The sequence below is a fragment of the Paraburkholderia sp. GV068 genome (genome assembly GCF_003058125.1).
Taxonomy (GTDB): Bacteria; Pseudomonadota; Gammaproteobacteria; order Burkholderiales; family Burkholderiaceae; genus Paraburkholderia; species Paraburkholderia graminis.
In genome coordinates, this window is record NZ_QBUB01000015.1 from 71463 (window position 1) to 97738 (window position 26276).

Consider the following 26276-nt stretch of genomic DNA (forward strand, 5'->3'; position numbering starts at 1 on the left):
CGTCGTTACGGCAGTTCGCTACCGGCTGTCCGCGAGCGGCTGTTGCAAGCGGCTCTTTGCATCGATTGGATGTCTAATTTTGAGGAATGTCACGATGAATAAGAAGTTTGCCTCTTCCCGTGTTTCGTTGATTGTCGCCGCCTCCGTGCTGGCCTTCGGCGCCATGTCGGCGCAGGCGCGCGTGTTCCGCGTGTCGGACGTGCATGGCGACACGTACCCGACCAACATGGCCGTCAAGTACATGGGCGAGCAGATCAAGAAGGCAACCGACGGCAAGGACTCGGTGAAGGTATTCGGCAACAGCGCACTTGGTTCGGAGAACGATACGATCGATCAGGTGCGCATCGGCGCGCTCGACATGGCGCGCGCGAACGGCGCGGCATTCAACGAGATCGTTCCTGAATCGATGATCCCGTCGCTGCCGTTCCTGTTCCGTGACATCGACCATTTCCGCAAGGTGATGTACGGCCCGGAAGGCCAGAAGATTCTCGACGCGTTCAAAGCGAAGGGCATGATCGCACTGACTTTCTATGAAAGCGGCGCGCGCTCCATCTACACGAAGAAGCCGATTCGCACGCCCGCCGACATGAAGGGCCTGAAAGTGCGCGTGCAACCGTCCGATCTGATGGTCGACGAAATCAGGGCAATGGGCGGCACGCCGACGCCGATGCCGTTCGCCGAAGTCTATACGGGCCTGAAGACGGGTCTCGTCGATGCAGCGGAAAACAATCTGCCGTCGTACGAAGAGACCAAGCACTTCGAAGTCGCGCCGGTCTATTCGGAAACGCAGCACTCGATGACGCCGGAAGTTCTCGTCTTCTCGAAGAAGATCTGGGACACGCTCTCGCCGCAAGAACAGGAAATCATCAAGAAGGCCGCGGCCGATTCCGTGCCGTACTACCAGAAGCTCTGGACAGCACGCGAAAGCGACGCGAGCAAGACCGTGACGAAGGGCGGCGCGCAGATCGTCGCACCGTCGCAGATCGATCGCGCGGCATTCGTCAAGGTGATGCAGCCGGTGTGGGCGAAGTATGAAAAGACCCCGCAAATGAAGCAGCTCGTCGACGAAATCCAGGCAATCAAGTAAGAGTCGCATGGTGTTTTACGCAGCGGGAAAGTCTTGCAGGAAGCTGCGGACTTTCCCGCTGCATGCCGCATGCTGAATGCCGTCGCCGCTGATGTCGGCAGGCAAGAATGGGATCAAGAGATTCATGAAACGCCCAAACGATTTTCTCTTTCGCACGCTAACCGTCATCGCCTCCGTCAGCCTTGCCGCGCTGAGTCTGCTGGTGATCTATGGCGTCGTGATGCGCTATGTATTTAGCGACGCGCCCGATTTCGTCGAACCCATCGCGCTATTGCTCGTAATCGTGATCGCGATGTTCGGCGCCGCGCTCAAAGTTCGCGAAGGCGGCCATATCGGGCTCGATTCGCTCGTGAAGAGCCTGCCGGTGAAAGGCCAACTGATCGCGCACGTGTTCCAGCACTTGTGCCTGATCGCGCTTGCCGTGGCGATCTTCTTCGGCTCTCTGGAGATGGCGGAGACCACGCGGCATGACCACATTCCAATTCTGGGTTTGCCGGAAGCGCTTCGTTATCTGATCCCGGTTATTGCCAGCGTCTGCATCGCGTCGTTCTCAATCGAGAACCTGCTCGCGCTTTTCGCAAAGAAACACAAATAGAACAATCATGGAACTTGCCCTCCTTTCTATCAGTTTCATCGTTTTTCTGGTACTCGGCGTTCCTGTTTCGTTCGCGCTGGGACTCTCGTGCGTGCTGACGTATCTGTACGAGGGACTGCCCGCGGCCACCGCCATGCAGTCGATGGTCTCGGGGATGAATGCGTTTTCATTCCTCGCCGTACCGTTCTTCATCTTCTCCGGCGAGCTGATGCTCCACGGCGGGATTGCCGATCGCATCCTGCGTTTTGCGCAAGCCACCGTCGGTCATTTCCGCGGCGGCCTCGGCATGGCCAATGTGGTCGCGTGCACGTTGTTCGGCGGCGTCTCGGGTTCGCCCACGGCGGACACATCGGCAATGGGCGGCGTCATCATTCCGTTGATGAAGCGCGAAGGCTACAGCGCCGCATACGCCGTCAACGTCACGACGCATTCGTCGCTGGCGGGCGCGCTGATGCCGACGTCGACGAACATGATCATCTACGCGTTCGCCGCGCAGGGCATTACAGGAACGCTGAACGGTGTGCCGATGAGCGGCGTGTCGATCGGCGATCTGCTGTTCTCGGGTCTCTTGCCGGTGTTGTGGGTGATGGGCTTCGTGCTGATCGCCGCGTACTGGCAAGCCGTGCGCTACGGCTATCCGCGCCGTCCCGACGGTTCCACCGGACTGCAGCGTTTCCCCGGCTGGCTCGCGGTCGCGCGCACGTTCCTCGGCGCATTGCCGGGCCTGATGGTCATCGCGATCATTCTGGTCTGCGTGGCAAAGGGTATTGCTACGGCGACGGAAGCCGCCGCTATTGCAGTCGCTTATTCGCTTGTGCTGACAGTCGTCGTGTATCGCACGATGACGCTGAAGAAGCTCTCTTTCGCCTTGTCGAAAGCCGCGAAAACGACGGGCGTCGTGCTGCTTCTGATTGGCGTATCGAACATGCTGCGCTACCAGATGGCTTATCTGGAGATCCCCGATGCAATCGAGCACATGCTCGACGGCGCAACGAGCATTCCCTGGTTGATGCTGCTGTACATCAACATCATCCAGATCTTCCTCGGCACGTTTGTCGATATGGCGGCGCACATTCTGATCACCACGCCGCTGTTCCTGCCGATGGCAATGCATAGCGGCGTCGGCCCCGTGCAGTTCGGCATCATGATCCTGCTGAATTGCGCATTGGGTCTCGTGCATCCGCCGATCGGCTCAGTGCAGTTCATCGGCTGCGCGATTGGGAATGTGTCGATTGGGGAAACTACCAAGGTGGCGTGGCCTTATTACCTCGCTATCTTCAGCGCCATTAACATTGTGACGTACGTCCCGATGTTCTCCACGTGGTTGCCGAGCCTGATTAATGGACACCCGGTTTTCTGACCGGACATCCCGATTCACCGGTTGCGCGGTTCAGACAATGACCGGTAGTCAAGAACAATTTTTTAAAGAGGAGCATAAATGAAAAAGGCACTAGCAACCTCCGCCCTTGGCCTGTTCGCCCTTGGCGCACACGCTCAGAGCAGCGTGACGTTGTACGGTATCGTCGATACAGGGATCGGCTACCAAAGCAGCTCGGCTGCGCTCGGCTCGAATTCGGGCGGCCGCTCGGTTGTGAAGATGAACAACGGCATCTGGGCGGGTAGCCGCTTCGGCCTGAAGGGTAGCGAGGATCTTGGCGGCGGCACGAAGGCCATTTTCCAGTTGGAGCAGGGCTTTAACAGCGCAACCGGCGCGCAGAGCGTGAACGGCCTCGGCTTCAGCCGCCAGGCCTGGATCGGCGTGACGAACCCCACGTACGGTACGCTGACGGCTGGCCGTCAGTACACGTCGTACTACACGCTGCTGTCGCCGTATAGCCCGACTACGTGGCTGACGGGCGCTTACGGCGCACACCCGGGCGATCTCGATTCGCTGGATACGATCTATCGCGCGAATAACTCCCTCGTGTACACGTCGCCGAAGATGTACGGTGTGACGGTGAGCGGTTCGTACTCGTTGGGCGGCGTGCCGGGCAGCTTCAACGCCGGCTCGACGTGGAGCGCCGCGGTGCAGTACCTGAACGGTCCGTTCGGTATCGCAGCGGGCTTCCAGCGCATCAACAACTCGACACCTGGCGGTGGTCTGTGGGGCCCCGAGTCGACTACGTCGAATAACGGTGCGACGAGCGGCCCGGGTCTGTCCGGCATCACGAACGGCTATCGCACGGCGCAGGCTCAGCAGCGCTTCGCGGTTACCGGCGGCTACGCGTTCAGCTCGCAATGGGACGTGTCGTTCTCGTACTCGAACGTGCAATACATTCCGGGTGTGAACTCGGGTTTCCGTCATCAGGCGACGTTCAACACGGGTGGCGCAGTGGTGCACTTCAAGCCGATCGGCGCACTCGACTTGGCAGCCGGCTATAGCTACACGCGTGCGACGGAATCGAATGGCATTTCGAGCGCAGCCAGCTATCACCAGTTCAACCTGTCGCAGTACTACAGCCTCTCCAAGCGTACGGGTCTGTATGCGGTGGAAGCGTATCAACGTGCGAACGGCAAGACGATCGGCAACAACGGCGTGAGCATCATCAACGCGACGGCCGATATCGGCGACGGTCAGAACAGCGCGCCGTCTTCGTCGCGCAGCCAGGTTGCAGGCGGCGTGGGCATCATCCACCGCTTCTAATGGCTCTGGAGTAGCGGCGGCGTGTTGTTACGCCGCCACAGCGGCGCATTTTGTTCATGCGTCGCTGAGCAATAAAACCGCTGCGCGCACCGCGCGCGCAGCGGTTCAATTCAACTCTCGCTGTCGGACCACAAGCGTCCTCCCGTCGCCCAATTTTCGCGCTTCACGTCGGTGAGAATAATGTCCACCGAATTCGGTTCGACGCCGAGCGACTCGCATGTCGCTTTCGTGATTGCTTCGACGAATTGGCGCTTCTGCTCGAGTGAGCGGCCTTCAAACAGTTCGATATGAAACGTGGGCATGATGTATATGGCTCCGTTGATAAAGCGATCGGCGTACTGCGCCGCGTACCCGTTAAGCGCTAATCACGATAGCTCGGATCGAGCCGGTCGAGCTTGCGCAGCAGCGCGGGCCATTCAAGTATTCCTTCGATTGCGCCGCCATCGTAGAGCTGCTCGGCCGTGCGAGTGGCGATTGCATCGTCGGGCACGACGAGCGGCGCGCCGCATGCCTGCGCCTGCAACTGGATCTCGCAAGCCTTGAGCAACGTCGCCATCAGCACGTACGCTTCGGCGACCGTGCGGCCGACCGTCAGCGTGCCGTGATTGCGCAGCAGCATGGCCGGCTTGTCCGCGAGATGCTCGACGAGGCGCTCGCTCTCAGCGGGTGTGAATGCCAGGCCTTCATAGTCGTGATACGCAAGCTGGCGATAAAAACGCAGCGCGTGTTGCGACGCGGGCAGCAGTCCCGCAGGCTGCGCGGAGACGGCCACGCCGGCCGTATTGTGCAGATGCATCACGCAGAAAGCGTCGGCGCGCGCGGCATGCACGGCCGCATGAATCGCGAAGCCCGTCACGTTCACCGTGTATTCGCTTGCACCGACGATATTGCCGTCGACGTCGATCTTCACGAGATTCGACGCACGCACTTCATCGAATGCGAGGCCGAACGGATTGATCAGGAAGTGGCCCGGCTCGTTCGGCACGCTCGCGGAGATGTGCGTGTAGATGAGATCGTCCCAGCCGTTGAGCGCGACGAGCCGGTAAGCGGCGGCGAGGTCGACGCGAGTCTGCTGCTCCGCTTCGGAGCGTGGCCCGGATTGCGCGACGCGGCCCTTCGGTACATGAGCGAACGACATATGTTTCTCCTGATGGTGCGTAACGGAGTGCCTACGAGTAGAGCATTAGCGCGCGACGCTGCTTCAGCCATTGCACGCCCCACGTTGCGGCGACGAACGGCGCGGTCAGCACGGGCAAGCCAACGCACGCAGCGCCCGCTTGCAGCAGCGCCGCGAGCGTCACGCCGCCGAGCATCCATACAAGCCCGCATTCGGTCAGCGCCAATGCGGTGAGCGCGCCGTTGAATCCTAGCAGGCCCGCGTTAAACGAGCTTGCCGTCGCGCCCAGCAGCAGATGTTCGGCGCTCGCGAGAGCCGCGCCCGTCAGCACGCAGAGCGCGTGACGCGGAGATGCCGCGGCGATGCCGATCAGCACTAACACGCCGGCCGATGCGCCGCCAGCGAACGCGGTTTGCGCGAGACCAGCGAGCAGGCCGCTGGCGAGGTCGGCGTGCGTGTGCGCCGTTGCGAGCGTCGACGATGACGGCGCGCTTGCGGTCATCGGCAGCCAAAGCCAGGTGACGATCAAACACGGGCTCGAGAAATAGCAGAGGCTACGTAAGCGCAGCCATCGCGACCACGGTGCGAGCAGCCAGGCCGTGCCTGTTGCGGCGAAAATCGCGACGGCGGCAGCGGTCGCGTTGTCGGCGATGAAACTGAACGCGGCGAGTCCGGCCAACGCGCCGTTGAAACCGTAGAGTCCTGCGTGCAGGTCGTCGTCGGAATAGCCGGCCAGCACCGCGCTCACGTTGGCCGCGACCGCGCCGGTCAGCGCCGCGCACGCGAGACGCGGGTCCCAGAGCAGCCAGGCGGCCAGCAGACATGCGCCCGTAAAAGCGTTCGCTTGCAGCACGATCTGGCCAAGACTGCGCAGCAGCGTGCGTAGTGCTGCGGAGTGTGCTTCGGTCGCGGCGGCGTGCATGAGTTGTGGATCGATGAGCGTTGGAATCGCGGCGACGTCGCGGACACAGGTGAAACGCGAGCATAGGGCAGTGCTGCCGCTGCGTGCATGCGGGCGCGTTGATAGTCGCTATTTGCAACGCTTCGCATCATGCGGCGATTCGCGCATCGGCGAAAGTAAGACGTTCGCGCTACGATACGAAACGCGGCACGTGCCGCGGTTTTCATCGCGAGGAGGCGATCCAATGCGTGAACTTCGGTGGGCATCGCAAGAGGGCGACGGTATCGAACATCTGACGTTCGACGCGCGCGACGACGGCTTCGAAGTAGAAAGCGTTGTCGTCGGCCAGCGCTACGGCAAGAGCTATGGGCTGCACTACACAGTGCGTTGCGATGTGCAATGGCGCACGCGTCATGCTTGGCTGAAGATTGTCGGCGCGGGAGAACTGGAGTTGCACGGCGACGGCGAGGGCCATTGGCGCGATGGTCACGGCCTTGTGCTGAGCGCGATCGAAGGATGCGTCGACATCGACATCGCAGCCACGCCGTTTACCAACACGTTGCCGATTCGCCGGCTGCAACTCGCGCAAGGCGAGCGCCGGCCTTTGCAGGTCGCCTACATTTCGACGCCGGATCTTCAGGTCACGCGAGTCGAGCAGGCGTATTCGTGTATCGAGCTGAATCGCGAGTATCGCTATGAAGGCATTTTCCGCGATTTCACGGCGAATATGAAAGTGGATGACGACGGGCTCGTGATCGACTATCCGACGCTATTCAGTCGCCTGCCGCGCGAGCGTTGAAGGGCGCGTTGAGCGGCGCGTTGAACGACGATGTACCCGAGCCGCCCGGTCGATACAGGTGCCGCGCAACGAAGCGTTCGATGTGCGCGGCGACCACTTGCGGCTCGCGCAACACGACCCAATGGCCTGCGTCAATCTCGATGCGCTCATAGGGACCAAGCCACGCTTCCTGTCCGAGCGACAATTCCGGCCCGACATAACGGTCGCGTAGCGGCACGATGAACTGCACCGGCGCGTGAGCGTGGCGCGCGCGCGGATGCAGCAGCTTGTCGATGAAATTCGCGCGGTAAAGACCGAGGCCGTTAATCGCGTTGCGCAGTTGCGCGGGGTCGCGCGGTGCCCGCACGCGCTCGGTCATGCGCAGCCACAGCGGCCACATGCGTGCGCCGCCAAGGCGCCATACGAGTTCCGGCAGCCACGGCAGATGAAAGAAGAAGATGTACCAGGACCTGATCATTTGCCGGATGCGACCGCGCGGAAATTGTTTTGTCATCCTATGTTTTTCGTCAGCAGCGTTCGCGCCGCGCAAGTCCACCGACGCGTGATCAAGGCACGGCCCCGAGATGGACGTATACGACGCAATCCGTCCTTTGAATTCCGGACTGGTGACGGCTTCCCAGCTTTGAATCGAGCCCCAGTCGTGACCGACCAGGTGAAACGGCTGCGCACCGCAGGTCGCATCGACGACCGCCGCGAGATCGGCAGCAAGCTGTTCGAGACGATAGCCGCCGCGCGTGGCCGGTGCGCCGGACGCGCCTGCGCCGCGCACGTCGTAGCTGATGATGCGATAGCGCGCGTCGAGTTGCGCGCGCACCGGTTCCCACACCGCGGCCGAGTCGGGATAGCCGTGCACGAACACAATGGGCGGCGCCTCTCGCGGTCCGCTGACGTAGACGGCGAGCCGCACGTCGCCGGCATCCACCGACAACGTGTCGCGTATCACGCGGCCGCCTGCATGCCGCGACGCGCTGAGCGGCGCGTATTCGGCGCGGCTGCGTTGGCGGCATCGACTGCTGCGACGAGGCCGTCGATGCGCGCAAGTTGCGCGCGATTATCGTGGTCCCACGGATGAAAACCCGGCCGGAAAAAACTCAGCCATTCGCCGGCAATCCGCGGAAAAACGCCATGACGTGGCCCATAAAGATACTTGAGCACGCGCCACATGCCGCTCACATGACCGCCGCGTTTTCGATCGGCGATGATCAGACGCACGTGGTAGTCGAACACGATCAGCCAGAACGTGATCGTCGTGGCGAGCATGACGCCCGTGCGCAACAGATAGCGGCCGAGGCCGGGCTTCAGCACTGCGTTCCATACGTCGTAGGAAACGGATTTGTGTTCGGTCTCTTCGAGCGCATGCCACGTCCACATCTGCGCGTAGCCTTGAACCGATCCGTCGATGCGCGTCGCGTCCTCGAGCAGCAAACCCGCAAGCATCGCCGTGTAATGCTCGAGGCAAACGGTGACGGCCAACTGATACGAATGCGGCAGCACCTTGCGGCCGAAGTTGAGGATCGCCCACAGTCGCTTGTCGAGTTTATGCGCGGGCAAGCCGGCCTGTTGCAACAGGTCGTTGTACTCGACATGCTCGCGCGTATGCATGGCTTCCTGGCCGATAAAGCCGAGCACCTGCTTTTTCAACACGGGGTCGTCGATGTCGTCGCGATAGTGGCGCACGCTGTCCATGAAAAAACGCTCGCCAGCCGGGAACAGCAGCGAAAGGGCGTTGAAGAAGTGCGTGACGTGCGAGCCTTGTGCATGCCAATCGCAGGCACGCTCGGGCGGAAGATTGAAGCGTAAGTCGCGGCGAACGGGCATCATGGCCTTTTCTCCTTGAATGCGTGTGATTCCTCGTGATTCCTCATGACGCTTTGCGATTCCCGAGCGGCGCATTGCATCATGCGCGCCTGCCGGCGAGCTCCGCCGCGCGCCGTGCGCGTTTCTCCGCGATGCGCTTCATGCGCCGCGTTTGCAGCACGACGAGTGCCTGATAGGCGGCGGGCAGCGTGCGCGCGAGCCAGTCGGCGGCTCGCGCATCGCGGCCGATCAGCACACGCCGCTTGTTCCTGCGCACGCCGTCCAGAATCACGCGCGCGGCTTCGTCGGCGGTGGTGATAAAGAACTTCTCGAAGTCGTCCTTGCCTTGCTGTTCGTTTTCCACCATGAAGCCGATCATATTCGGCGCAATGCGGCTCGACTGCGCAATGCCGGTGCGGATGCCGCCCGGATGCACACACGTCGCCGACACGCCGCATTTCATCAGGTCGAGTTCCTGGCGCAGCGCTTCGGTGAAGCCACGCACCGCGAACTTGGTCGCGTTGTAGCCGCTCATGCCGGGTTGCGAAAAGAGACCGAACACGCTCGACGTATTGACGACGTGACCTTCGCCCGAAGTCTTTAAATAAGGCAGAAACGCCTTCGTGCCGTGCACGACACCCCAGAAGTTGATGCCGACGATCCATTCGAGATCCGCGTACTCCATCCCTTCAATTGTGCTCGACAACGCGACGCCCGCGTTGTTGAACACCAGATTGACGCGCCCATGCTCAGCAGCCGTTTGCGCCGCCCACGCGAACATCGCGTTGCGATCCGACACATCGAATACGGCCGTCGTGATGAGAAGCGGCGCGCCCACGATATGCGGTGCTGCGGCCTGTGCGAGTCGAGCGGTCTCCTCGAGGCTCGTCGCGTTGCGGTCGGCGAGGGCGAGATGGCAACCTTCGCGCGCGAGGCGAATCGCAAGCGAGCGGCCCATGCCCGAACCCGCGCCGGTGATCGCGGCGACCTTGTCGGTGAAGTGCTTCATTGGTTTTATCTCCTGTCCTCTCTGAAGGTGCGTTGTCGTTATTGCGTGTTTTCAGGTCGCTTCCGCCGATGCCGATGCCTTGCCTTGCACATGCGCGCTTTGCGTTGCAGCGGCATGTGCGCTCACGTTCACGTTGACGCTCTTAGGCGCGGGCGAATAGGCGAAGTAATCGGCCATGCTGAACGTGCTGGTGGCTTTGCGGAATTTGTATGCGAAGCCGGGCCACAGGGTCGTGTTCTTCCCGGTTCTCGGGTCCAGATACCAGCTCTTGCAGCCGCCCGTCGACCAGATCGCGCGGCCGAGCTTCTGCTGAATCTGTTCGTTGTACGCGCGCTCCACGTGCGGACGCACTTCGATCGCGGCTGCGCCTTCGCTCTGCATCGCCTTCAACGCACGCAGAATGTATTCGACCTGCGACTCGATCATGAACACCATCGAGTTGTGACCGAGGCCGGTGTTCGGACCCACGATCATGAAAAAGTTCGGATAGCCAGGCAATGTCGTACCCAGGTACGCATGCGCGCCGTCTCTCCATGTATCGACGATGTCGACGCCGCCGCGTCCGCGCACCACGCCTCGGGCAAACGGATCGGCGACCTGAAAACCGGTGCCGAAGATCAGGCAGTCGGCCGGATGACGCACGCCGTCGCTCGTGATGACGGCGTCTTCGTCGATGCGCTCAATCGCGCTCGTCGTCACCGACACATTTGCTCGCGACAGGGCGGGGAAGTAGTCGTTCGAAATGAGGATGCGCTTGCAGCCCATCGTGTAATCCGGCGTGAGCGTCGCGCGTAATTGCGGGTCGCGCACCTGGCGGCGCAAATGCCGCTCGGCGACTTTCTGCGCGGTCTTCATCAGCGACGGATGAACCGCGAACCCCAGCGCACGCGATTCGAGCATGCAGTACAGCGCCGAGCGCATGACCTTCTGCGTGAACGGCAGATGTTTGAAAAGCCACTGCTCGATGGGCCGCACGGCGCGGTCGGCCTTCGGCATGATCCACGGCGGCGTGCGCTGAAACAGATCGAGATGCGCGACGCGCGGCGCGATTTGCGGCACGAACTGGATCGCGCTCGCGCCCGTGCCGATCACGGCGACGCGTTTGCCTTCGAGCGGGTAGCCGTGGTCCCAATGCTGCGAGTGAAACGCGCGGCCCTTGAACGTCTCGATGCCGGGAATGTTCGGCATGGCCGCGCGCGAAAGTCCGCCCATCGCCGAAATCAGCACGCGCGCCGACCACTGCTGTCCGTTGGCAAAGCGCAGATGCCAGCGGCGGCGCGTGTCGTCGTAGACGGCGCTCGTCAGTTCATGGCCGAAACGCAGATGACGCTCGACTCCAAAGCGCCGCACACAGTCGTCCAGGTACGCGCGGATTTCCGGTTGCCGCGCGAACATGCGCGACCAGCGAGGATTCGGCGCGAACGAAAAGGAGTACACGTGCGATTGCACGTCGCATGCACAGCCGGGGTAGTGGTTGTCGCGCCATGTGCCGCCGACGGAATTGGCTTTTTCGGCGACGAGAAAATCGGTCAAGCCCGATTGCCGCAAGCGGATCGCCATGCCGAGGCCCGCGAAACCCGTCCCGATAATGGCGATGTCGGTCTCGGCAGGCGCGGACGCGTGGTCCGCCGCGGCGTCGTGGGGCATTCGTGCGTTCATCCCGTCGTCTCCCTTTTACGCTCATAACTGTTACATTGAGTGATGTAACGATAGGATGTGGAGACGGACGATGCAAGAGGGCGGCTAGACGCCCGACTCTAGGAAGTGGTGAAACGGCGGTGGCGCAATGACGCGATGGTCGTTGCGGCGCAAAGCTCGCGCATCGGCTGACTTATTGTTTGCGCGTTTTCTTTGTGCCCGTCGGGCGCGCGATGCTCGGCTTCGCGCCGGATTCGCCGAGTTTCTTCGCCATGATCGCGGCGACGCGATCGCCGAGATAATCGCCTGACGCTTCTTCCAGCGCGCGGTTCATCTCGCTTTCGACGAGCACCATCGCGAGCGGCCGCACGCGCCAGATGGCGTCGACGAGCGCGGGCACGTCGGCGGGCGGCGGAAGCGCGTCGGGATCGTAGCGGTCGAGTTGACGCACGACCAGATCCACCAGCGCCTTCGCGACCACGCTGAAATGCGGACGCGCGGCGCCGACGGCCTCGAGCAGATCGGCGAGCGGAATGCCTTCTTTCGCGAGCGTCGCCCCGGCTGCGAGCGCAGTGGGGCTCGCCGACACGAACGAGAGGCCGTCGCGTTCCAGCAGGCCGAGATCGACCGCCTTGGCAAGCGCCGCCGGCGAAGCCTTGTCGCCGAACATCTGCAGCAACTCGATCAACGAATATTTCCGCGGATGCTCGCGCGACCAGCGTCCGCCGATCGCGGTTTCGAGGCCGAGAATCGAGCGAAGATCGTGTCCTTCGTCGACGGCCTTGATCAGATCCTGAATGTTCGCGAGCGTGTAGCCGCGCGCGAGCAGATGATTGATGAGCTTCAAACGCGACACATGCGTGTCGTCGTACACGCCGACCCGGCCGCGCTTCTCAGGCGGCGCGAGAAGCCCGCGGTCCTGATACGCGCGCACGTTGCGCACGGTCGTGTCGCTCACGCGCGCGAGTTCGTCGACGGTGTATTCGTTGCGCGGCGCGGCACTCGCGGGCATGTTGGCGGGCTGTTGCGGGGCGTCGGGCGCGGGTGACGGAGGCGGTTTTGGCATGCCCGCGATTTTACCGCGCTGCGCGGACGGCGAACCGGCTACGTTTGCTGATCGGGTGGCGTCGTGGCGCCCGCGCCCAACGTCCTTTGCATCAACGTGCTGTCGAGCCAGCGGCCATGTTTGAAACCGACTGCCTTCAACGTGCCGGTCAGCTCAAAACCCAGTTGCTGATGCAGCGACAGCGAGCCGCCGCTGCCGCCGTCCGCGATGACGGCGACCATCTGGCGCCACGGTCCGGCTTCGCATCGTTCGATCAGCGCCTGCAGCAGAACGCGGCCGAGGCCGCGTCCGCGATAGGCGTCGCTCACGTAGATCGAATCTTCGATGGTGTTGCGATACGCGGCGCGCGGGCGGTACGGCGTCGCGTAGCAATAGCCCGCAACTTCGCCGTCGATCTCGGCGACCATGTACGGCAAGCCGTGGTTGCGCACGGACGCGAGACGCGCGCGCAACTCGTCGACGGAAGGCGGGACTTCCTCGAACGACGCGACGCCGGTCAACACATGGTGCGCGTAAATGGCCTGAATCGCGGGCAGATCGGCTTCTGTCGCGTCGCGGATCAATGGGGCGCTCGAGGCGGCGGTCGATGCCGAAGCGGAGGCGGGGAGGGTTGTACTCATAACGTATTCCAGGAGCGGCCTTGCATAGCGCTTACGGCCTGTCGTGCCGGTTCTTCCGACGATACGTTTTACTATGCCCGCCGCGCCGCCAAATTCAAAGCCGTTCAAAAATCGTAGTACGCGAACACCGCGCGGCTCACGCCGTGCGCCGTGCAGGCGGCGCCTTCGAAAAGCGCCGCGCGCCGGCCACGCACGCGACCACCGCGACGGTCACGGCGATCATCGAGGGCGGCACCTGTTCATGCAGCAGAAGCCCCGCGAGCAGCAGTCCGAAGAACGGCTGCAGCAATTGCAGTTGGCCGACTCCCGCGATGCCGCCAAGCGCGAGGCCGCGATACCAGAACACGAAGCCGATCAGCATGCTGAACAGCGACACGTACGCGAGGCCCCACAGCGCCGCATGGCTGACGCCCTCGAACGACGCGGGCCGGGTCCACCAAGCAAGCGGAAGCATCAGCGGAAGCGACAGCACCAGCGCCCACGAAATGACCTGCCAGCCGCCGAGGTGCCGCGATAGCCGCGCGCCTTCCGCATAACCGAGCCCGCACGCGACGATCGCCGCGAGCATCAGCGCATCGCCTACCGGAGACGCGTCGATGCCGTGGCGCATCGCGAACGCGACCACTGCGCCGCTGCCGAGCGCGGAAAACAGCCAGAACGCCGCTTGCGGACGCTCGCCGCCGCGCAGCACGCCGAAGATCGCGGTGGCAAGCGGCAGCAGTCCGACGAATACGATTGCATGCGCCGAGCTGACGTGGCGCAGCGCGAGCGCGGTCAAGAGCGGAAAGCCGACCACGACGCCGAGCGCGACCACCACGAGCGGAATCACGTCGCGGCGCGCGGGACGCGCCTCGCGAAAGAGGAGCAGCAGCGCGAGACCGAGCGTGCCTGCAATGGTTGCGCGCGCGACCGTCAGAAACACAGGGTCGAGCCCTTGCACGGCAATGCGCGTGGCCGGCAGCGAGCCGCTGAAGATCAACACGCCTATGAACCCGCTCAGCCAGCCGTTCGTCGTCTTGTCCATTCGAAAAGTCCATGCGCAATGAAATGAAGCCTATAGCATCCGCTCCCGGCATGAAAACGTTAAGCTACGGATCAGTACAATTCATGCAAACTGTACCGACGAAGGAGCCGTACAGATGGGCGATAGTGGACAGAACGCCGACGGCGAAAAGCCGCAAGGCACGCGGGTTGGCATCGTCATGGACAATCTGCGTGAACGCATTGCCAGCCGCTCGCTGATGCCAGGCGCACGCGTGCCGTCGATCCGCGTGATGACGGACGCGCTCGGCGTGTCGAAGTCGACGGTGGTCGAGGCCTATGACCGGCTCGTTGCCGAAGGCGTGATCGTCGCGCGGCGCGGCTCGGGATTTTTCGTGTCGGGCCACGCGCCGCCGCTCGCGCTCGCCGATCTCGGGCCGCGTCTCGATCGCGAGGTCGATCCGCTGTGGCTCACGCGCCAGTCGTTGCAATCGGACTCAAAGGTGCTCAAGCCCGGTTGCGGCTGGATGCCGGCGTCGTGGCTGCCCGAGGACGGCGTGCGCCGCGCGTTGCGAGCGATAGCGCGCGACCCGCAGTCGCCGCTCGCCGATTACGCGAATCCGTACGGTCTGCCCGCGTTGCGTCAGCAACTCGCGTGGCGGCTCGCGCAGCACGGCGTCGACGCGCCGCCCGAGCAGATCGTGCTGACCGACGGCGGCACGCATGCGCTCGACCTCGTGTGCCGCTTTTTGCTCGAACCGGGCGACACAGTGTTGATCGACGACCCGTGCTATTTCAACTTTCAGGCGCTGCTGCGGGCGCATCGCGCGCGTATCGTCGGCGTGCCTTACACGCCGTCCGGGCCGGATCTCGCGGCCTTCGAGAGGGCGCTGATTACGCACCGTCCGCGGCTTTATGTGACCAATTCCGCGATTCATAATCCGACCGGCGCCACGCTCGCGCCGGCGATCGCGCATCGGCTGCTCAAGCTCGCGGGCGAGCACGATCTGATCGTGGTGGAGGACGATATCTTCGCCGACTTCGAAGACGAAGCCGCGCCGCGTCTCGCGGCCTTCGACGGGCTCACGCGCGTGGTGTCGATCGGCAGCTTTTCGAAAACGCTTTCGGCGGCGGCGCGTTGCGGTTATATCGCTGCGCGCGGCGAGTGGATCGAGCCGCTGATCGACCTGAAGCTCGCCACGACGTTCGGCAACGGGCAGCTTACGGCGAGCGTCGTGCATCGATTGCTGGTGGATGGGACGTACCGGCGTCATCTCGAGTCGATGCGCGCCAAGCTCGCGGATGCGATGGGCGAGACCATGCGCCGCCTCGGCTACGCCGGCCTGGAGGTGTGGACGCGACCGCACGCGGGCATGTTCGTGTGGGCGCGTCTGCCCGATTCGCTCGACGCCGCCGACGTCGCGCGTCATGCGTTAGGCGCCAATGTCGTGTTCGCGCCGGGCAATGTGTTTAGCGTCTCGCAGTCGGCTGGCGGCTATTTGCGCTTTAACGTATCGCAATGCAATCGGCCGAAAGTGTATGAAACCTTGCAGCGGGCGATGGAAAGCGCGGCCACGCGCGGTGTGCGCGAGCGGGCGTGACGGTGCATGAGGATGCGTGTTTGCCCGCCCGCCATTCAATTCATTTGCACAGCAAAAGCAACCGCTCCTGGTTCGTACACGTGCTGCGCGGTTTTTGCGCGACCTGCGCGGCGGCGGCCGCCGCGTTGACGCTCGCGGTTCTGTTGGCGAGGCACGCACGCAGATGCTTCTCGACCGGCGGGTAATACTTCCAGCCGCGTACGAGCGTCGGCAACTCGAGCTTCACCTGCTTCCACTTCGGATGCCCGTGTTCCTGCAGGTTATCGAAGTTCGCGCACAGCGAGTCGGCAAAGTGATTCAGGTTGCCGACGGTATCGCGCAAGCCGTAGTCGTAAGTGACGAGGAAAGCCTTGACCGTCAGCGTCGGGACGTCTTCCTTCAGCCAGTTCGGATAGCTGGTTGCGCGGATCGTCGCCGGGAAATAGGTCTGCTTCGCGCGGGTCGTTTCCGGCGCGGCGGAATCGGCCTTTAGCAGACGGATTTGCTGCAACAGTTCCGGGTTCATGTCGTTGAACAGTTTCGCGGGCTGCCCGACGACGATGATGGCGACGTCCACTTTTTTCACGATCAACGCGGCGAGCGCGTCCTCGTTGCTCAGATGCTGGACGTTCTGTTCGGGAATCGCCTGGCCGAACATCAGGCGATACAGGGTGGTCGCCGACTGCGCGGTGCCGCTGCCGAGCAGGCCGACGCTGATGGTTTTGTCCTTGATGTCGCTTAGCGTTTTGAGCGGCGAATCCGCGCGCACCACGACGTTTATCTCTTCGTCATAAAGCGGCATGATGAGACGCAGCGGACGAATCGCGGTACCGGCATCGGGATTGCCGGAGTTGGCCATGTCGATGTACGCCTGATACACGTCGGACTGCACGAGCGCGAGCTTGACCCCTGGTTCATAGCGCATGCGCTGCACGTTCTCGGCCGAGCCCTTGGACGCGACCACGGCGAGGTCGATGCCGACGGGTTGCGCGACCCATTTGGACAGGTCCTGACCGATCTGGATATACGTGCCCCGTTCCGGGCCGGTAACGATCTTGTAGTGCGCGGGTTCGGCACTGATCAGCGAAGATGCGAGGAGCAACGCCGCTCCGAGCCATCCCGTCAAAAGTTTATGTAGCATGGTTCGCACCTATCGGTCAGTTGGCACAACCTCGTCCGTTCGATTCGGCATCCGAAATATCTGTTTGATTAGTTGGTAGTCTGACGGACGGTTTTTGCACTGGACGTTGTCTGCGAGTTGAGCGGCGCCCAGCCCGTTTCGCGGATCACGCGCTCGAGGATCGTTTTCGCGGCGTCGCTGCCGCTGTCCAGCGCGAGCGCCTCGTCTGAATGCTCGCGCGCGCAGGGCCACGACTGCTGATCGGCGCACATTTGCGCGGCGAGCAACGCGGCGTCGCGGCGCGCCGTCAACGGCTTCAATCGCGCGGCGAGAGTCTGCGCCTCGCTGCTGTCCGGTTGCAGCAATTGCACCGCGGCGAGAGCGGCTTGCGCCGCGCTGAGATCGTTGGCGGCGAATGCGGTCCGCGCTGCCTGCAACGCCTGGCCGGCATCGCGGAATTGCGGCGTGGCCGGTTTCGTTGAAGGTATCGCGATCGGCACGGCGGCCGGCAACGCCTGCGTGGTGCTTCGTATGGCGCCGGCGCTGATCGGTTTGCCAGGCACGGCGCCAACACCCGTGTTGGCCGCCTGATCCGGCGAGTATCGTGCGATGGTGCCCGTCGCTGTCCTCGCATCCTGCGCGGATTCCAAAGCCTGGTCGCCGTTGCCATGCAGGTCGCGGCTCTCGCTCAATAGCGCATAGCCGACATACGCCAGGCCCGCGGCGACAACGGCCACGCTCGCCACCACCACGTGCCGCACACGCAGACCGGCGCGCTGCACCACCTCGCCGGTTTCGGTGACGGGCAGCAACGAAGTATCCGGCGCGACGAGCGGTGAAGGCGCCGTTTGAAGACTGGCCACGGGCGCGAAATTCAATCCGGCATGTAGTGCGCCGCCAGGGAAGTCGGGCTCGCTGAATGTCGGCACGGTGAAGCTGTCGTGCAACGTCGACATGTTCAGTGTATTCAACGTTTTCGGCCTGCTTTCATGCAATGCGTTGCGGGTAGACGCGTCGTCATCAAGCGGATGAAAAGCGCCGCAATACGGGCAGTGTTCGAGTTGCCGGTAGAGGGCGCCGCCACATCGGTTGCAGGGCGTCGGAAATTGATGACCAGCTAAGGTTTGAGTGGACATGCTATGGCTCCACCTGTGGAAAACAATGCCGTTACGGCATGCTCCCGATCGCCTTTGAGGCGGGGTTGGCGTCCGCGGAAACCACGATCTACATGCGCCAGAGAGTCCGGGCATGCACGAAGAGAACGTTGCATGCCGTCGTTTTCAATATGTGGCGTTTCGAGACGCGCGTCAATGGACGATCGACCCTATGTTATGTGCGCTACCGCACATTACCAGGTAGGACGAATGATCGTGCATGTGAGGAAGACGAGCGCGCGCCGCTTTTTTTATGCTATTGGCGCGCCGCTCGAAGATGAATTTCGGGCGCTTGCAACTAACGTTGGCATTAAGCGACCGACAGAGAAGAAGCGCAATGCGATTACTTACTGCTTGCGCAGCGGATGATCTTTCAGCAGCCACGCGCATGCGAACGCAAGCAGCACCACGCACGCCGCTGACAGATACACCATATGCAGCGCGCCTGCGAATGCCTGCAGATAGTCGGCGCGCAATGCGTCGGGCAACTGGTGAATCGCCGCGGGTCCGAGCGCGTGAGGCAATTGGGTGTCCGGTGGGATCAGCTTCTCGAGCCGCGCGGGAAGGCCGTTCGAAAACACGGCGCCGAACGCGGCGACTCCGACCGAGCCGCCGATCGAACGAAACAACGTCGCGCCCGATGTGGCCACGCCCACATGCCTGAATTCGACCGTGTTTTGCACGGCGAGGATCAGCACCTGCATCACCATGCCGAGACCGCAACCGAGAATGCCCATGTCGAGATACATCACATGAATCGGCGTGTCGGTCTGCAGGCGCGCGAGCAGCAACATCGCGACTGAGACCAGCAGCGTGCCGGCAATCGGGAACATGCGATAACGGCCAATTTTGCTGATCGTGCGGCCAGTCACCATCGACATGACGAAGAGGCCGCCCATCATTGGCAGCATTTGCATGCCGGCTTCTGTCGGCGTGGAGTTCTTCACCACTTGCAGATATAGCGGCAGGAACGTGACGGCGCCGAACATCGACACGCCGACGATAAAACCGATCAGACTGCTCACGACGAACGTGCGCTGCCTGAACAGTTCGAGCGGCATGATCGGTTCGACGGCGGTGCGCTCCTCGTGGATGAAACCCCAGATCGCGACGAGCCCCATCCCGAGCGTGAACCAGAGTTCCGGCGACGACCACGGCAACGTCGTGCCGCCCTCGCTCGTGAAAAGGATGATGCAGGTCAGCGCGCCCGCGAGAAACGCGGCGCCCATGTAGTCGATGGTGTGCTTGACGTGGCGCACGTGCGGCTTGAACACTGCGCCGATCACCGCGAGCGCGACAATGCCGAGTGGCAGGTTGATGTAGAAAATCCAGCGCCATGTGAGGTGTTCGACGAGAAAGCCGCCGAGCAACGGCCCGACCACGGTTGCAAGACCGAACACGCCGCCGAACACGCCTTGATAGCGGCCGCGCTCGGCCGGCGGAATCACATCTGCGATAGCGGCCATCGTCACGACGAGCAGGCCGCCGCCGCCGAGTCCTTGCAACGCGCGCAACACGATGAGCTGCGTCATGTCCTGAGCGATGCCGCACAACGCGGAGCCCACGAGAAAGAGTCCGATGGCGGTTTGCAGCACGATCTTGCGGCCGAACAGATCGCCGAGCTTGCCGTAGAGCGGCACGACGATAGTCGAGCTGAGCAGATAAGCCGTCACGACCCACGACAGATTATTGAGCCCGCCCAATTCGCCGACGATGGTCGGCAACGCCGTCGACACGATGGTCTGGTCGAGCGCCGCAAGCAGCATGACGAGCAGCAGCGCGGGGAACAGCAGGCGAATCGGCGGATGGCCGGCGGCTTGCGCATCCGCCTGATTTTTCGCCTGCCTGTCTTGCCGCGAACCGGCGTGCGGCTCAGCGTTCAGCACGCGCTCGGGTTGGGTGATAGTGGACTCTTGCATGGGGGCGTATTGAAATTAATTAGTGCAGAAATTAATATATGCGACATCCGGTCGCGCGTCAAACACGACAGCAATGAAAAGGACTTCGTCGGTGGGCAAGAAGATGAGCAGTGGGAAGGCGGGCGCGAGTAGCGCGGGAGCGGGCAGAGTGCGCAAGAGCGCTACGCGCGGCGCGGGCCCCGCAGGCGGTGCTACGCGCGGTGCTGCGGCAAAGGCAGCGACGGCGGCGTCGGCAGCCGCGCCGCAAGACGTTGCCGTGCGACGGCCCGGCCGGCCTTCGGGCGCGGCGCGCGGAGCACAGCAGCGCGACCGTCTGCTCGACGCGGCGCTCGAGCTGTTCGCGCGCCAGGGCATCGTCGATACGACGCTCGGCGAGATTGCCCGCGAGGCCGGTTTCACGCCGGCGATGATGCATTACTACTTCAAGACGCGTGAGCAACTGCTCGACGTGTTGATCGACGAACGTATCGGACCGTTGCGCGCGGGTCTCGGCGTGCCATTCCAGGAGCATGCCGACGATCCCGTCGCGGCCATCACGCAGCTTGCGCAGCGGATGGTGCGGGGGGCGGTGGAGCATCCGTGGTTTCCGTCGTTATGGGTGCGCGAAGTCATCAGCGATAGCGGTTTGTTGCGGCAGCGCATGCACGAGCGTTTCGGCGACGTGAACCAGAAGATGTCGCTTGCCGCCATCGAACGATGGCAGAAAGAGGGGCTTCTCAATGCGGCGCTTGAACCGTCGTTGATGTTCGTCACATTGCTCGGGCTGACGGTCCTGCCGCTCGCCACGTCGAAGCTGTGGCGCAACGATCCGAAGCGCCGCCAGGTCGGCGGTGACGAAATCGCGCGCCACGCGGTCGCGCTGCTCACCCAGGGGATTGGTCCGAAGAAAGCTCAGTGAGCTGGTTAAAAACCATAACGCGCAACCGGTTCGCGCACGTTACGTTGCACCGATGCGCGGCACATAACGTGCTACCGATGGGATGAACGCGAACGCTGCGCAACGGGGCTGCGGGCGTCGCACAAAAATCTGCGGAAAGACGAAAAGAAGCCGCGGCGGCGAGCTACGTGCGGAGCATCGCACGCGCTGTCGCGGGAATCGGGTGCCGGCACCGGTTGTCCTCGCAAGGACTCCGGGAGCCGTTTTTTCATTGGCGTGCAATTTTGGCGCGTTATGGTGCGCGCGTTGCAGGGACCCTTGTTTACAATCGTGCGCTTTCCTGCAACTCGGCACCTGAAATCGAGTCGGAACCATGAACAGCAACATCGCGGCCGCACAAAACGGCGGCAAGCAGCAAAACCAGCATAGTCAGCAGGGCGACACGTTGGCCAAGCCTGACGGCCTAACCGGATTTTTAGAGCAACAACAGAAGATGAACGGAGCATTGAGACTCGATCAGGCCACGATCGTGCTCGTAGAAGACGACCCGGACAGCCGGGAGTCGCTGACCCTGCTACTCGAAGCGGAAGGGGCAAACGTCGTTGCAGTGGCGGATGCCGAAGAGGGCGTCGAAGCGGCCGTCCGGCTGCTGCCCGACGCGGTTGTATGCGACCTCGAACTTCCCGCCATGGACGGCTTCTACCTGATCCAGCGTCTGCGTGATCACGAGATTCGCGGAGATCATGCGCCGTCGGTGGCGGTTGCCTTGACGGGCCATACGGATGACGCTTACCGTCTGCGAAGTATCGGCGAGGGTTTCCAGCATTTCATGACGAAACCTGCGTTGCCGGAAGATCTGGTGACGCTGCTGCACGATGCGATTGGCGCGCGTGCGGCGCGTTGAGTAGGTGAATTAACACGCCGCCCTGGTACGCCGCCCTGGCCGGCGGCGCTCCAAACGCCGCGAAATGCGGCGCGAAGCCGATACCGCTTTGCGCCGCCGTTACAGTCAAACCGCCGTTATTTCGCGGCGACGGGCGCCGTTGCTCCCGCCTTTGAAGAAACCGCTGCGGCGGCCTCTGCGGCCTGGCAGGCGGAACACAATCCCTTCAATTCGATTTCGTCGCTGGCGACGCGGTAACCCGCGTCTTCGATCTGCTCGATGAGCGCCTGGCGCAGTTTCGGCTGATGCAGTTCCGTCACGTTGCCGCATTGCTGGCAGACCACAAGAATGCCGTGCTGGCATTGCGTCAGGTCGTGGCAGACCGTGAATGCGTTGATGGACTCGATGCGATGCACGAGTCCCGCCGAGAGCAAAAAGTCCAGCGCGCGATAAACCGTGGGCGGCGCCGAGCCCGGATGAATCTGGCGCATTTCGTCGAGCAGCGAATACGCTTTAGTCGCGCGGCCCGAATTGAGCAGCAATTCGAGCACTTTGCGGCGAAGCGGCGTGAGCTTTTCCCCGCGTTCGCGACAATATTCCTCGGCAAGGGCGAGCGCCGCTTCGGGTGACTCGCCATGCGTATGCGCCGGCGCGTGCGTATGAGCATGCGCGTCGGCGGAAGCGGCGGGCTTCTCCGTTTTCGCGGGACTGGCGGAATGGGCGGCGTTCGCGGCGGGCTTGGCGTTCTTCATGCGTCGATTATAAAGGCCAACGCGCTATTGCTGCCGGGGCGCAAATAGCATCGCCGTCCGGCCCTGGACGTTCCCACCCGGCCGAGGCAACGCGCTCGAAACTCACGTCAACGGAAAGTCGACGTATTTCTTGAAGCCCGAACGCGTCGCGATGCGCGAATACCACCGCTCGAGATTGGGCAGCGGCGGACGCTCGACGCCATCGAGCCCGAACCACCGCTTCGCGTACGCGCCGATCACAATGTCGGCGAGCGTGAACTTGTCGCTCTCGAGGAAAAAGCGTCCTTGCAGATGCGTGTCCAGCAGGTGCCACAGCGCGGTGACGTTGCGCACGTCGTCGGCGAGCTTCGCGGCGTCGCGCTGTTCCGCCGGCGTGCGCACAAGCGCCCAGAATACCGGCCGCTCCGCCGGTTGCAGCGTGGACAGCGACCAGTCCAGCCAGCGGTCGATGCTCGCGCGCAATTTCGGCTCGTCAGGATAGAGCGGGCTCGCCGCGCCGTATTGCAGCACCAGATAGCGCAGAATCGAGTTCGATTCCCACAGCACGAAGTCGTCGTCGACCAGCGTGGGAATCTTGCCCGTCGGGTTCATCGAAAGGTAGGCGGGTTCGTTGTTGCGCCCGAACTGCAGGCCCGCGTCGATGCGCTCGTACGGCAGCACCAGTTCATCGCAGCACCACAAAACTTTTTGCACGTTGACTGAATTCGCGCGTCCCCAGATCGTAATCATCCGGTCATCCTTTTTTGTCGACAGTTGGCAAGCCGCGCCTCGCGCGGCGTTCAACCAGTAACGATACACGATGCGCATGCTTTGCATGCGAGCGCGCCGCGCACGGCATGATGCGTTGCGTACAATGAGCGCACCGCAAAACGACGAGGCACCGCATGGCCCGCATTGTCCCCGACGACTGGAAGAGCCTCGCCGCCACCGGCGCGGCGGCGCGCGAACGCGAAACCCTTGCGCTGCTCGAAAAGGCGCTGCCTGAAAACTACACCGTCTATCACGGCGTGCACTGGACGCGTCTGAACCAGAACTTCTCGGTGTTCGGCGAGGCCGATTTCGTGGTCGTCAGTCCCGCCGGACGCGTGATGATCGTCGAGCAGAAAACCGGCTTTCTGCGCGAAACGCCGAAGGGGCTCGTCAAGGTCTATCTGCAAACCGAGCGCAACGTGGCGATCGCGCTCGCGCATACCATCGAAGGCTTGCACCGGCGCTTTACCGCGGCATTCGGCGCGGGCACCTATTTCATCGAGGAACTGCTGTATTGCCCGGACCATATCGTGAAGGACGCGGCGATCGCGGGCGTGAATCCGGCGCGGATCGTCGACGCAACCCGGCGCGATCGCCTCGCCGCAGTGATTCGTGAAGCGCTGCCCGCAGACGAGCCGCGTCTTCCGTGCGCGTCGAAAATCCATCACTTTCTCGCCGATGAACTGGCGCTCACGCCCGACGCAAGCGCGCTCGTCGGTCAGGCCGGCACGCTCGTCACGCGGCTCGCAGGCGGCCTTGCAACGTGGGCGCGGCGGCTCGAGTTCTCGCCGTTCCGGCTGCGCGTGATCGGCACGGCCGGCTCAGGCAAGACGCAACTCGCGGTGCAGGTGATGAAAGACGCCGTCGCGCGCGGCCAACGTCCTTTGTATGTGTGCTTCAACCGACCGCTCGCCGATCACATCGCGCGCGTCGCGCCGCCCGAGGCGAAGGTCGCGAACTATCATCAACTGTGCGACTGGATCGCGCGCGATGCGGGCCGCCAGCCCGATTTTCAATCGGGCCAGGTGTTCGATCAGCTCGAAGCGATGTTCGCCGAAACTCCAATCGACGCGCGCTGGCAATTCGACGTGCTGATCGTCGACGAAGGGCAGGACTTTCAGGAGCCGTGGGTCGCTGCGCTAGAACGTCTGCTGAGCCCCGGCGGCGCCTGGTGGTGGCTCGAAGATCCGCTGCAGAACCTGTACATGCGCGAACCGGTCGCCTTGCCCGGCTGGACGACGCTGAAGGAAACCACCAACTACCGCAGCCCGCGCGACATTCTCGATTACGTGCGCGAGGTAGTCGGCGGCTCGGTGTCGAGCGCGGCGGCGCTGGCGTCAGGCAGTCCGTTCGACGGCTCCGACATCTCGCTGTCCGTCTACGACGAAGCGAACGCGGCCGAGGGCGCCATTGAGGCGACCAAGCGCGCCATCACGCAGGCGCTGTCGCTCGGCTTTCGCAAGCAGGACATTGCGGTGCTGTCGTTTCGCGGACGCGAGGGCTCCGCGATGACCGCGCAGGATCATCTCGGCCCGCATCGGCTGCGCAGCTTCACGGGCAAGTACGATTTGTTTGGGAATCCGGAATATCGTGACGGCGACGTTCTGTTCGAGTCGATCTATCGCTTCAAGGGCCAGGCGGCGCCGTGCGTGATCCTTACTGAGGTCGACTTCGATACATTCGACGAGCGTATCGCGCGCAAGCTGTTCGTCGGCGCGACGCGCGCAACGATGAAGCTGATCATCGTCGCTTCGCAGCGTGCCGCGCGGCATCTGCATCTGCGTGACGCGAAGGACGGCAAGGAACGGGAGACGCGCGAAGCCTGACGCGCGCACTAGCTATTGCGCGAGTTCATGGGCAAGCGCGGGCCACGCGCGCGCGGCGACCAGCATGCCGCTGCGCGTGTGCGCGTCCCACCAGATCACGCGCAACAGCGGCGCTTGTTGCGCGATCAGCAAGGCCTGCACCGGATCGCTTTCCACAAAGTGCGTGACGCCGCCCGCAAGCGCCGCCGACGCCTTATGCGCGGCCGCGCCGGCCGGGCTTTCGTCGTGCGTGCCGGGCACGCGCATCACCAGTTGCATATGGTCGAAGCCATGCCGCTCGAGCCAGGCCTCGGTACGCGCGCGGTCCGTTTCCGGCCGGCCGGTGATGATCGTGCGAACGCGTTGCAGGTCGATGCCAGGCAGCACCTCGAAGGGCAGCAGCGCGTCGCGTTCGAGCAGTGCGGCAGCGAGGTCTTCGTCGTAGCGCGCGAGCGGCACGTCGGGAAGCAGAATGCCGTCGAGATCGATTGCGTAGGTTGCGTAGTGATGGTCGTCCGCCATCGCGGGCGCTTCGCCGGCTTCAACGCGCGCCCAGTCGTCGCGATAACGCTGCGTGTAGGCCTGGCGCTCCCACGGAAATAGCGCGAAGTAGCCGCGTGCGTCGATCGCGTAGTCGGGCTGCGTGCGGCTCAGGTCGTCGACCGCGCCGGTCAGCGTCCTTACCACAAGGCCATGCTGCTCGAGGAACGCGATGCAATCGACGAGCGTAAAACCGCGTCCCGCAATGTCCTCGCACAGCAGCACCTTCGAGCCGGCGGGCGGAATCGGCAGCGTCGAGTCCCACGCGACCTTGCGCGATGCGCGGTCGTAGCGCAGAAACGCAACCGGCGCGCCGGCCGAATGCGAAACCATCAGCGCGAGCGGCGCACCGCCGCGCAGAATGCCGATTGCCATCGCAAAACCTTCGGCGAGCAACGCGGGCTGCAGCGATTCAATCCAGTGATCGAGTTGCTCGTACGTGAGGGGCAAAACCGGCTTGTTCATAACGCTCGTTGAGTCGCTTAACGCGAGTGAGAAGGCGGCCGCCCAGCGGCGCGACGCGCTAGCGAAGGGCGCTTTGGCGAGCCTTCGTTTTTTCCTGCAAAGAATTTTGACATATTATGCATGCCGTTCGGCAATCGCGCGTCGGGGTGATGCGCGTTACGGCAAGCCGGGGCGCTG

Annotated in this window: 25 protein-coding genes; 9 read left to right on the forward strand and 16 right to left on the reverse strand. The window is 63.1% G+C overall.

What is annotated here, in order from left to right; all coding sequences use genetic code 11:
* The first annotated feature begins 94 nt into the window (after nt 1-94).
* The 4 genes from C8K18_RS26265 (at nt 95) to C8K18_RS26280 (ending at nt 4326) form a co-directional block, all read left to right on the forward strand.
* Nucleotides 95-1087: a TRAP transporter substrate-binding protein gene (locus C8K18_RS26265; protein WP_006052334.1), complete on the forward strand. Its 993-nt coding sequence runs from the start codon at nt 95-97 to the stop codon at nt 1085-1087.
* A gap of 76 nt (nt 1088-1163) precedes the next feature.
* On the forward strand, nt 1164-1682 hold the full coding sequence (locus C8K18_RS26270; protein ID WP_051153951.1) for a TRAP transporter small permease: 519 nt from the start codon (nt 1164-1166) through the stop codon (nt 1680-1682).
* Nucleotides 1683-1689: 7 nt separating this feature from the next.
* On the forward strand, nt 1690-3042 hold the full coding sequence (locus tag C8K18_RS26275; RefSeq protein ID WP_006052332.1) for a TRAP transporter large permease: 1353 nt from the start codon (nt 1690-1692) through the stop codon (nt 3040-3042).
* Between the two features lie 78 nt (nt 3043-3120).
* On the forward strand, nt 3121-4326 hold the full coding sequence (locus C8K18_RS26280) for a porin (RefSeq protein ID WP_006052331.1): 1206 nt from the start codon (nt 3121-3123) through the stop codon (nt 4324-4326).
* 110 nt (nt 4327-4436) lie between these two features.
* Here C8K18_RS26280 and C8K18_RS26285 read toward each other — a convergent pair whose 3' ends face one another.
* The 3 genes from C8K18_RS26285 to C8K18_RS26295 are packed head-to-tail and all read right to left on the reverse strand — an operon-like array spanning nt 4437 to nt 6365.
* Complete coding sequence (locus C8K18_RS26285; RefSeq protein ID WP_006052330.1) at nt 4437-4628, reverse strand: 4-oxalocrotonate tautomerase; 192 nt, start codon at nt 4626-4628, stop codon at nt 4437-4439.
* A 59-nt stretch (nt 4629-4687) separates the two neighbouring features.
* The gene (locus C8K18_RS26290) at nt 4688-5464 is read right to left on the reverse strand and encodes a class II aldolase/adducin family protein (RefSeq protein ID WP_029968665.1); all 777 of its coding nucleotides are present in this window, start codon (nt 5462-5464) and stop codon (nt 4688-4690) included.
* Nucleotides 5465-5495: 31 nt separating this feature from the next.
* Nucleotides 5496-6365: an urea transporter gene (locus C8K18_RS26295; protein WP_107710379.1), complete on the reverse strand. Its 870-nt coding sequence runs from the start codon at nt 6363-6365 to the stop codon at nt 5496-5498.
* Between the two features lie 223 nt (nt 6366-6588).
* Here C8K18_RS26295 and C8K18_RS26300 point away from each other — a divergent pair, with 223 nt between their 5' ends.
* Nucleotides 6589-7143, forward strand: a complete 555-nt coding sequence (locus C8K18_RS26300) for a putative glycolipid-binding domain-containing protein (protein WP_107710430.1) — start codon at nt 6589-6591, stop codon at nt 7141-7143.
* On the opposite strand, the gene C8K18_RS26305 is transcribed toward C8K18_RS26300, so the two are convergent.
* The 7 genes from C8K18_RS26305 to C8K18_RS26335 all read right to left on the reverse strand — a co-directional run bounded on the left by C8K18_RS26305 (nt 7118) and on the right by C8K18_RS26335 (nt 14297).
* Entirely contained in the window at nt 7118-8086 is a 969-nt protein-coding gene (locus C8K18_RS26305) for an alpha/beta fold hydrolase (RefSeq protein ID WP_107710378.1), read from the reverse strand. The genes C8K18_RS26300 and C8K18_RS26305 overlap by 26 nt on opposite strands.
* The gene (locus C8K18_RS26310; protein ID WP_029968668.1) at nt 8083-8964 is read right to left on the reverse strand and encodes a metal-dependent hydrolase; all 882 of its coding nucleotides are present in this window, start codon (nt 8962-8964) and stop codon (nt 8083-8085) included. The genes C8K18_RS26305 and C8K18_RS26310 overlap by 4 nt, the downstream gene beginning before the upstream one ends.
* Before the next feature lie 76 nt (nt 8965-9040).
* On the reverse strand, nt 9041-9949 hold the full coding sequence (locus C8K18_RS26315) for an SDR family oxidoreductase (RefSeq protein ID WP_107710376.1): 909 nt from the start codon (nt 9947-9949) through the stop codon (nt 9041-9043).
* A gap of 51 nt (nt 9950-10000) precedes the next feature.
* Nucleotides 10001-11608: an NAD(P)/FAD-dependent oxidoreductase gene (locus C8K18_RS26320; RefSeq protein WP_107710374.1), complete on the reverse strand. Its 1608-nt coding sequence runs from the start codon at nt 11606-11608 to the stop codon at nt 10001-10003.
* Nucleotides 11609-11780: 172 nt separating this feature from the next.
* Entirely contained in the window at nt 11781-12653 is an 873-nt protein-coding gene (locus C8K18_RS26325; RefSeq protein WP_006052322.1) for a MerR family transcriptional regulator, read from the reverse strand.
* 38 nt (nt 12654-12691) lie between these two features.
* Entirely contained in the window at nt 12692-13273 is a 582-nt protein-coding gene (locus C8K18_RS26330; RefSeq protein WP_107710371.1) for a GNAT family N-acetyltransferase, read from the reverse strand.
* 136 nt (nt 13274-13409) lie between these two features.
* On the reverse strand, nt 13410-14297 hold the full coding sequence (locus C8K18_RS26335; RefSeq protein ID WP_029968674.1) for a DMT family transporter: 888 nt from the start codon (nt 14295-14297) through the stop codon (nt 13410-13412).
* 115 nt (nt 14298-14412) lie between these two features.
* On the opposite strand from C8K18_RS26335, the gene C8K18_RS26340 reads away from it, so the two are divergent.
* On the forward strand, nt 14413-15855 hold the full coding sequence (locus C8K18_RS26340; protein ID WP_107710369.1) for a PLP-dependent aminotransferase family protein: 1443 nt from the start codon (nt 14413-14415) through the stop codon (nt 15853-15855).
* A 40-nt stretch (nt 15856-15895) separates the two neighbouring features.
* Here C8K18_RS26340 and C8K18_RS26345 read toward each other — a convergent pair whose 3' ends face one another.
* The 3 genes from C8K18_RS26345 to C8K18_RS26355 form a co-directional block, all read right to left on the reverse strand.
* Nucleotides 15896-16975 (reverse strand): TAXI family TRAP transporter solute-binding subunit, encoded by a 1080-nt coding sequence (locus C8K18_RS26345; protein ID WP_006052318.1) that lies wholly within the window; start codon nt 16973-16975, stop codon nt 15896-15898.
* 68 nt (nt 16976-17043) lie between these two features.
* Complete coding sequence (locus C8K18_RS26350) at nt 17044-17925, reverse strand: hypothetical protein (protein ID WP_258196200.1); 882 nt, start codon at nt 17923-17925, stop codon at nt 17044-17046.
* A gap of 530 nt (nt 17926-18455) precedes the next feature.
* Nucleotides 18456-20027: an MDR family MFS transporter gene (locus C8K18_RS26355; protein WP_181324948.1), complete on the reverse strand. Its 1572-nt coding sequence runs from the start codon at nt 20025-20027 to the stop codon at nt 18456-18458.
* Between the two features lie 73 nt (nt 20028-20100).
* On the opposite strand from C8K18_RS26355, the gene C8K18_RS26360 reads away from it, so the two are divergent.
* Nucleotides 20101-20925: a TetR/AcrR family transcriptional regulator gene (locus C8K18_RS26360; RefSeq protein WP_165919862.1), complete on the forward strand. Its 825-nt coding sequence runs from the start codon at nt 20101-20103 to the stop codon at nt 20923-20925.
* Between the two features lie 352 nt (nt 20926-21277).
* Entirely contained in the window at nt 21278-21808 is a 531-nt protein-coding gene (locus C8K18_RS26365; protein WP_029968684.1) for a response regulator, read from the forward strand.
* A gap of 116 nt (nt 21809-21924) precedes the next feature.
* Here C8K18_RS26365 and C8K18_RS26370 read toward each other — a convergent pair whose 3' ends face one another.
* The gene (locus C8K18_RS26370) at nt 21925-22539 is read right to left on the reverse strand and encodes a Fur family transcriptional regulator (protein WP_006053227.1); all 615 of its coding nucleotides are present in this window, start codon (nt 22537-22539) and stop codon (nt 21925-21927) included.
* A 102-nt stretch (nt 22540-22641) separates the two neighbouring features.
* The gene (locus tag C8K18_RS26375; RefSeq protein WP_107710428.1) at nt 22642-23268 is read right to left on the reverse strand and encodes a glutathione S-transferase family protein; all 627 of its coding nucleotides are present in this window, start codon (nt 23266-23268) and stop codon (nt 22642-22644) included.
* 155 nt (nt 23269-23423) lie between these two features.
* On the opposite strand from C8K18_RS26375, the gene C8K18_RS26380 reads away from it, so the two are divergent.
* Nucleotides 23424-25115 carry an ATP-dependent helicase gene (locus C8K18_RS26380; protein ID WP_029968686.1) on the forward strand — a complete coding sequence of 564 codons (1692 nt, stop codon included), beginning with the start codon at nt 23424-23426 and terminating at the stop codon, nt 25113-25115.
* A gap of 12 nt (nt 25116-25127) precedes the next feature.
* On the opposite strand, the gene C8K18_RS26385 is transcribed toward C8K18_RS26380, so the two are convergent.
* A complete protein-coding gene (locus C8K18_RS26385; protein WP_053860260.1) occupies nt 25128-26099 on the reverse strand; it encodes a phosphoribosyltransferase in 972 nt (323 codons plus the stop codon).
* Between the last annotated feature and the right edge of the window lie 177 nt (nt 26100-26276).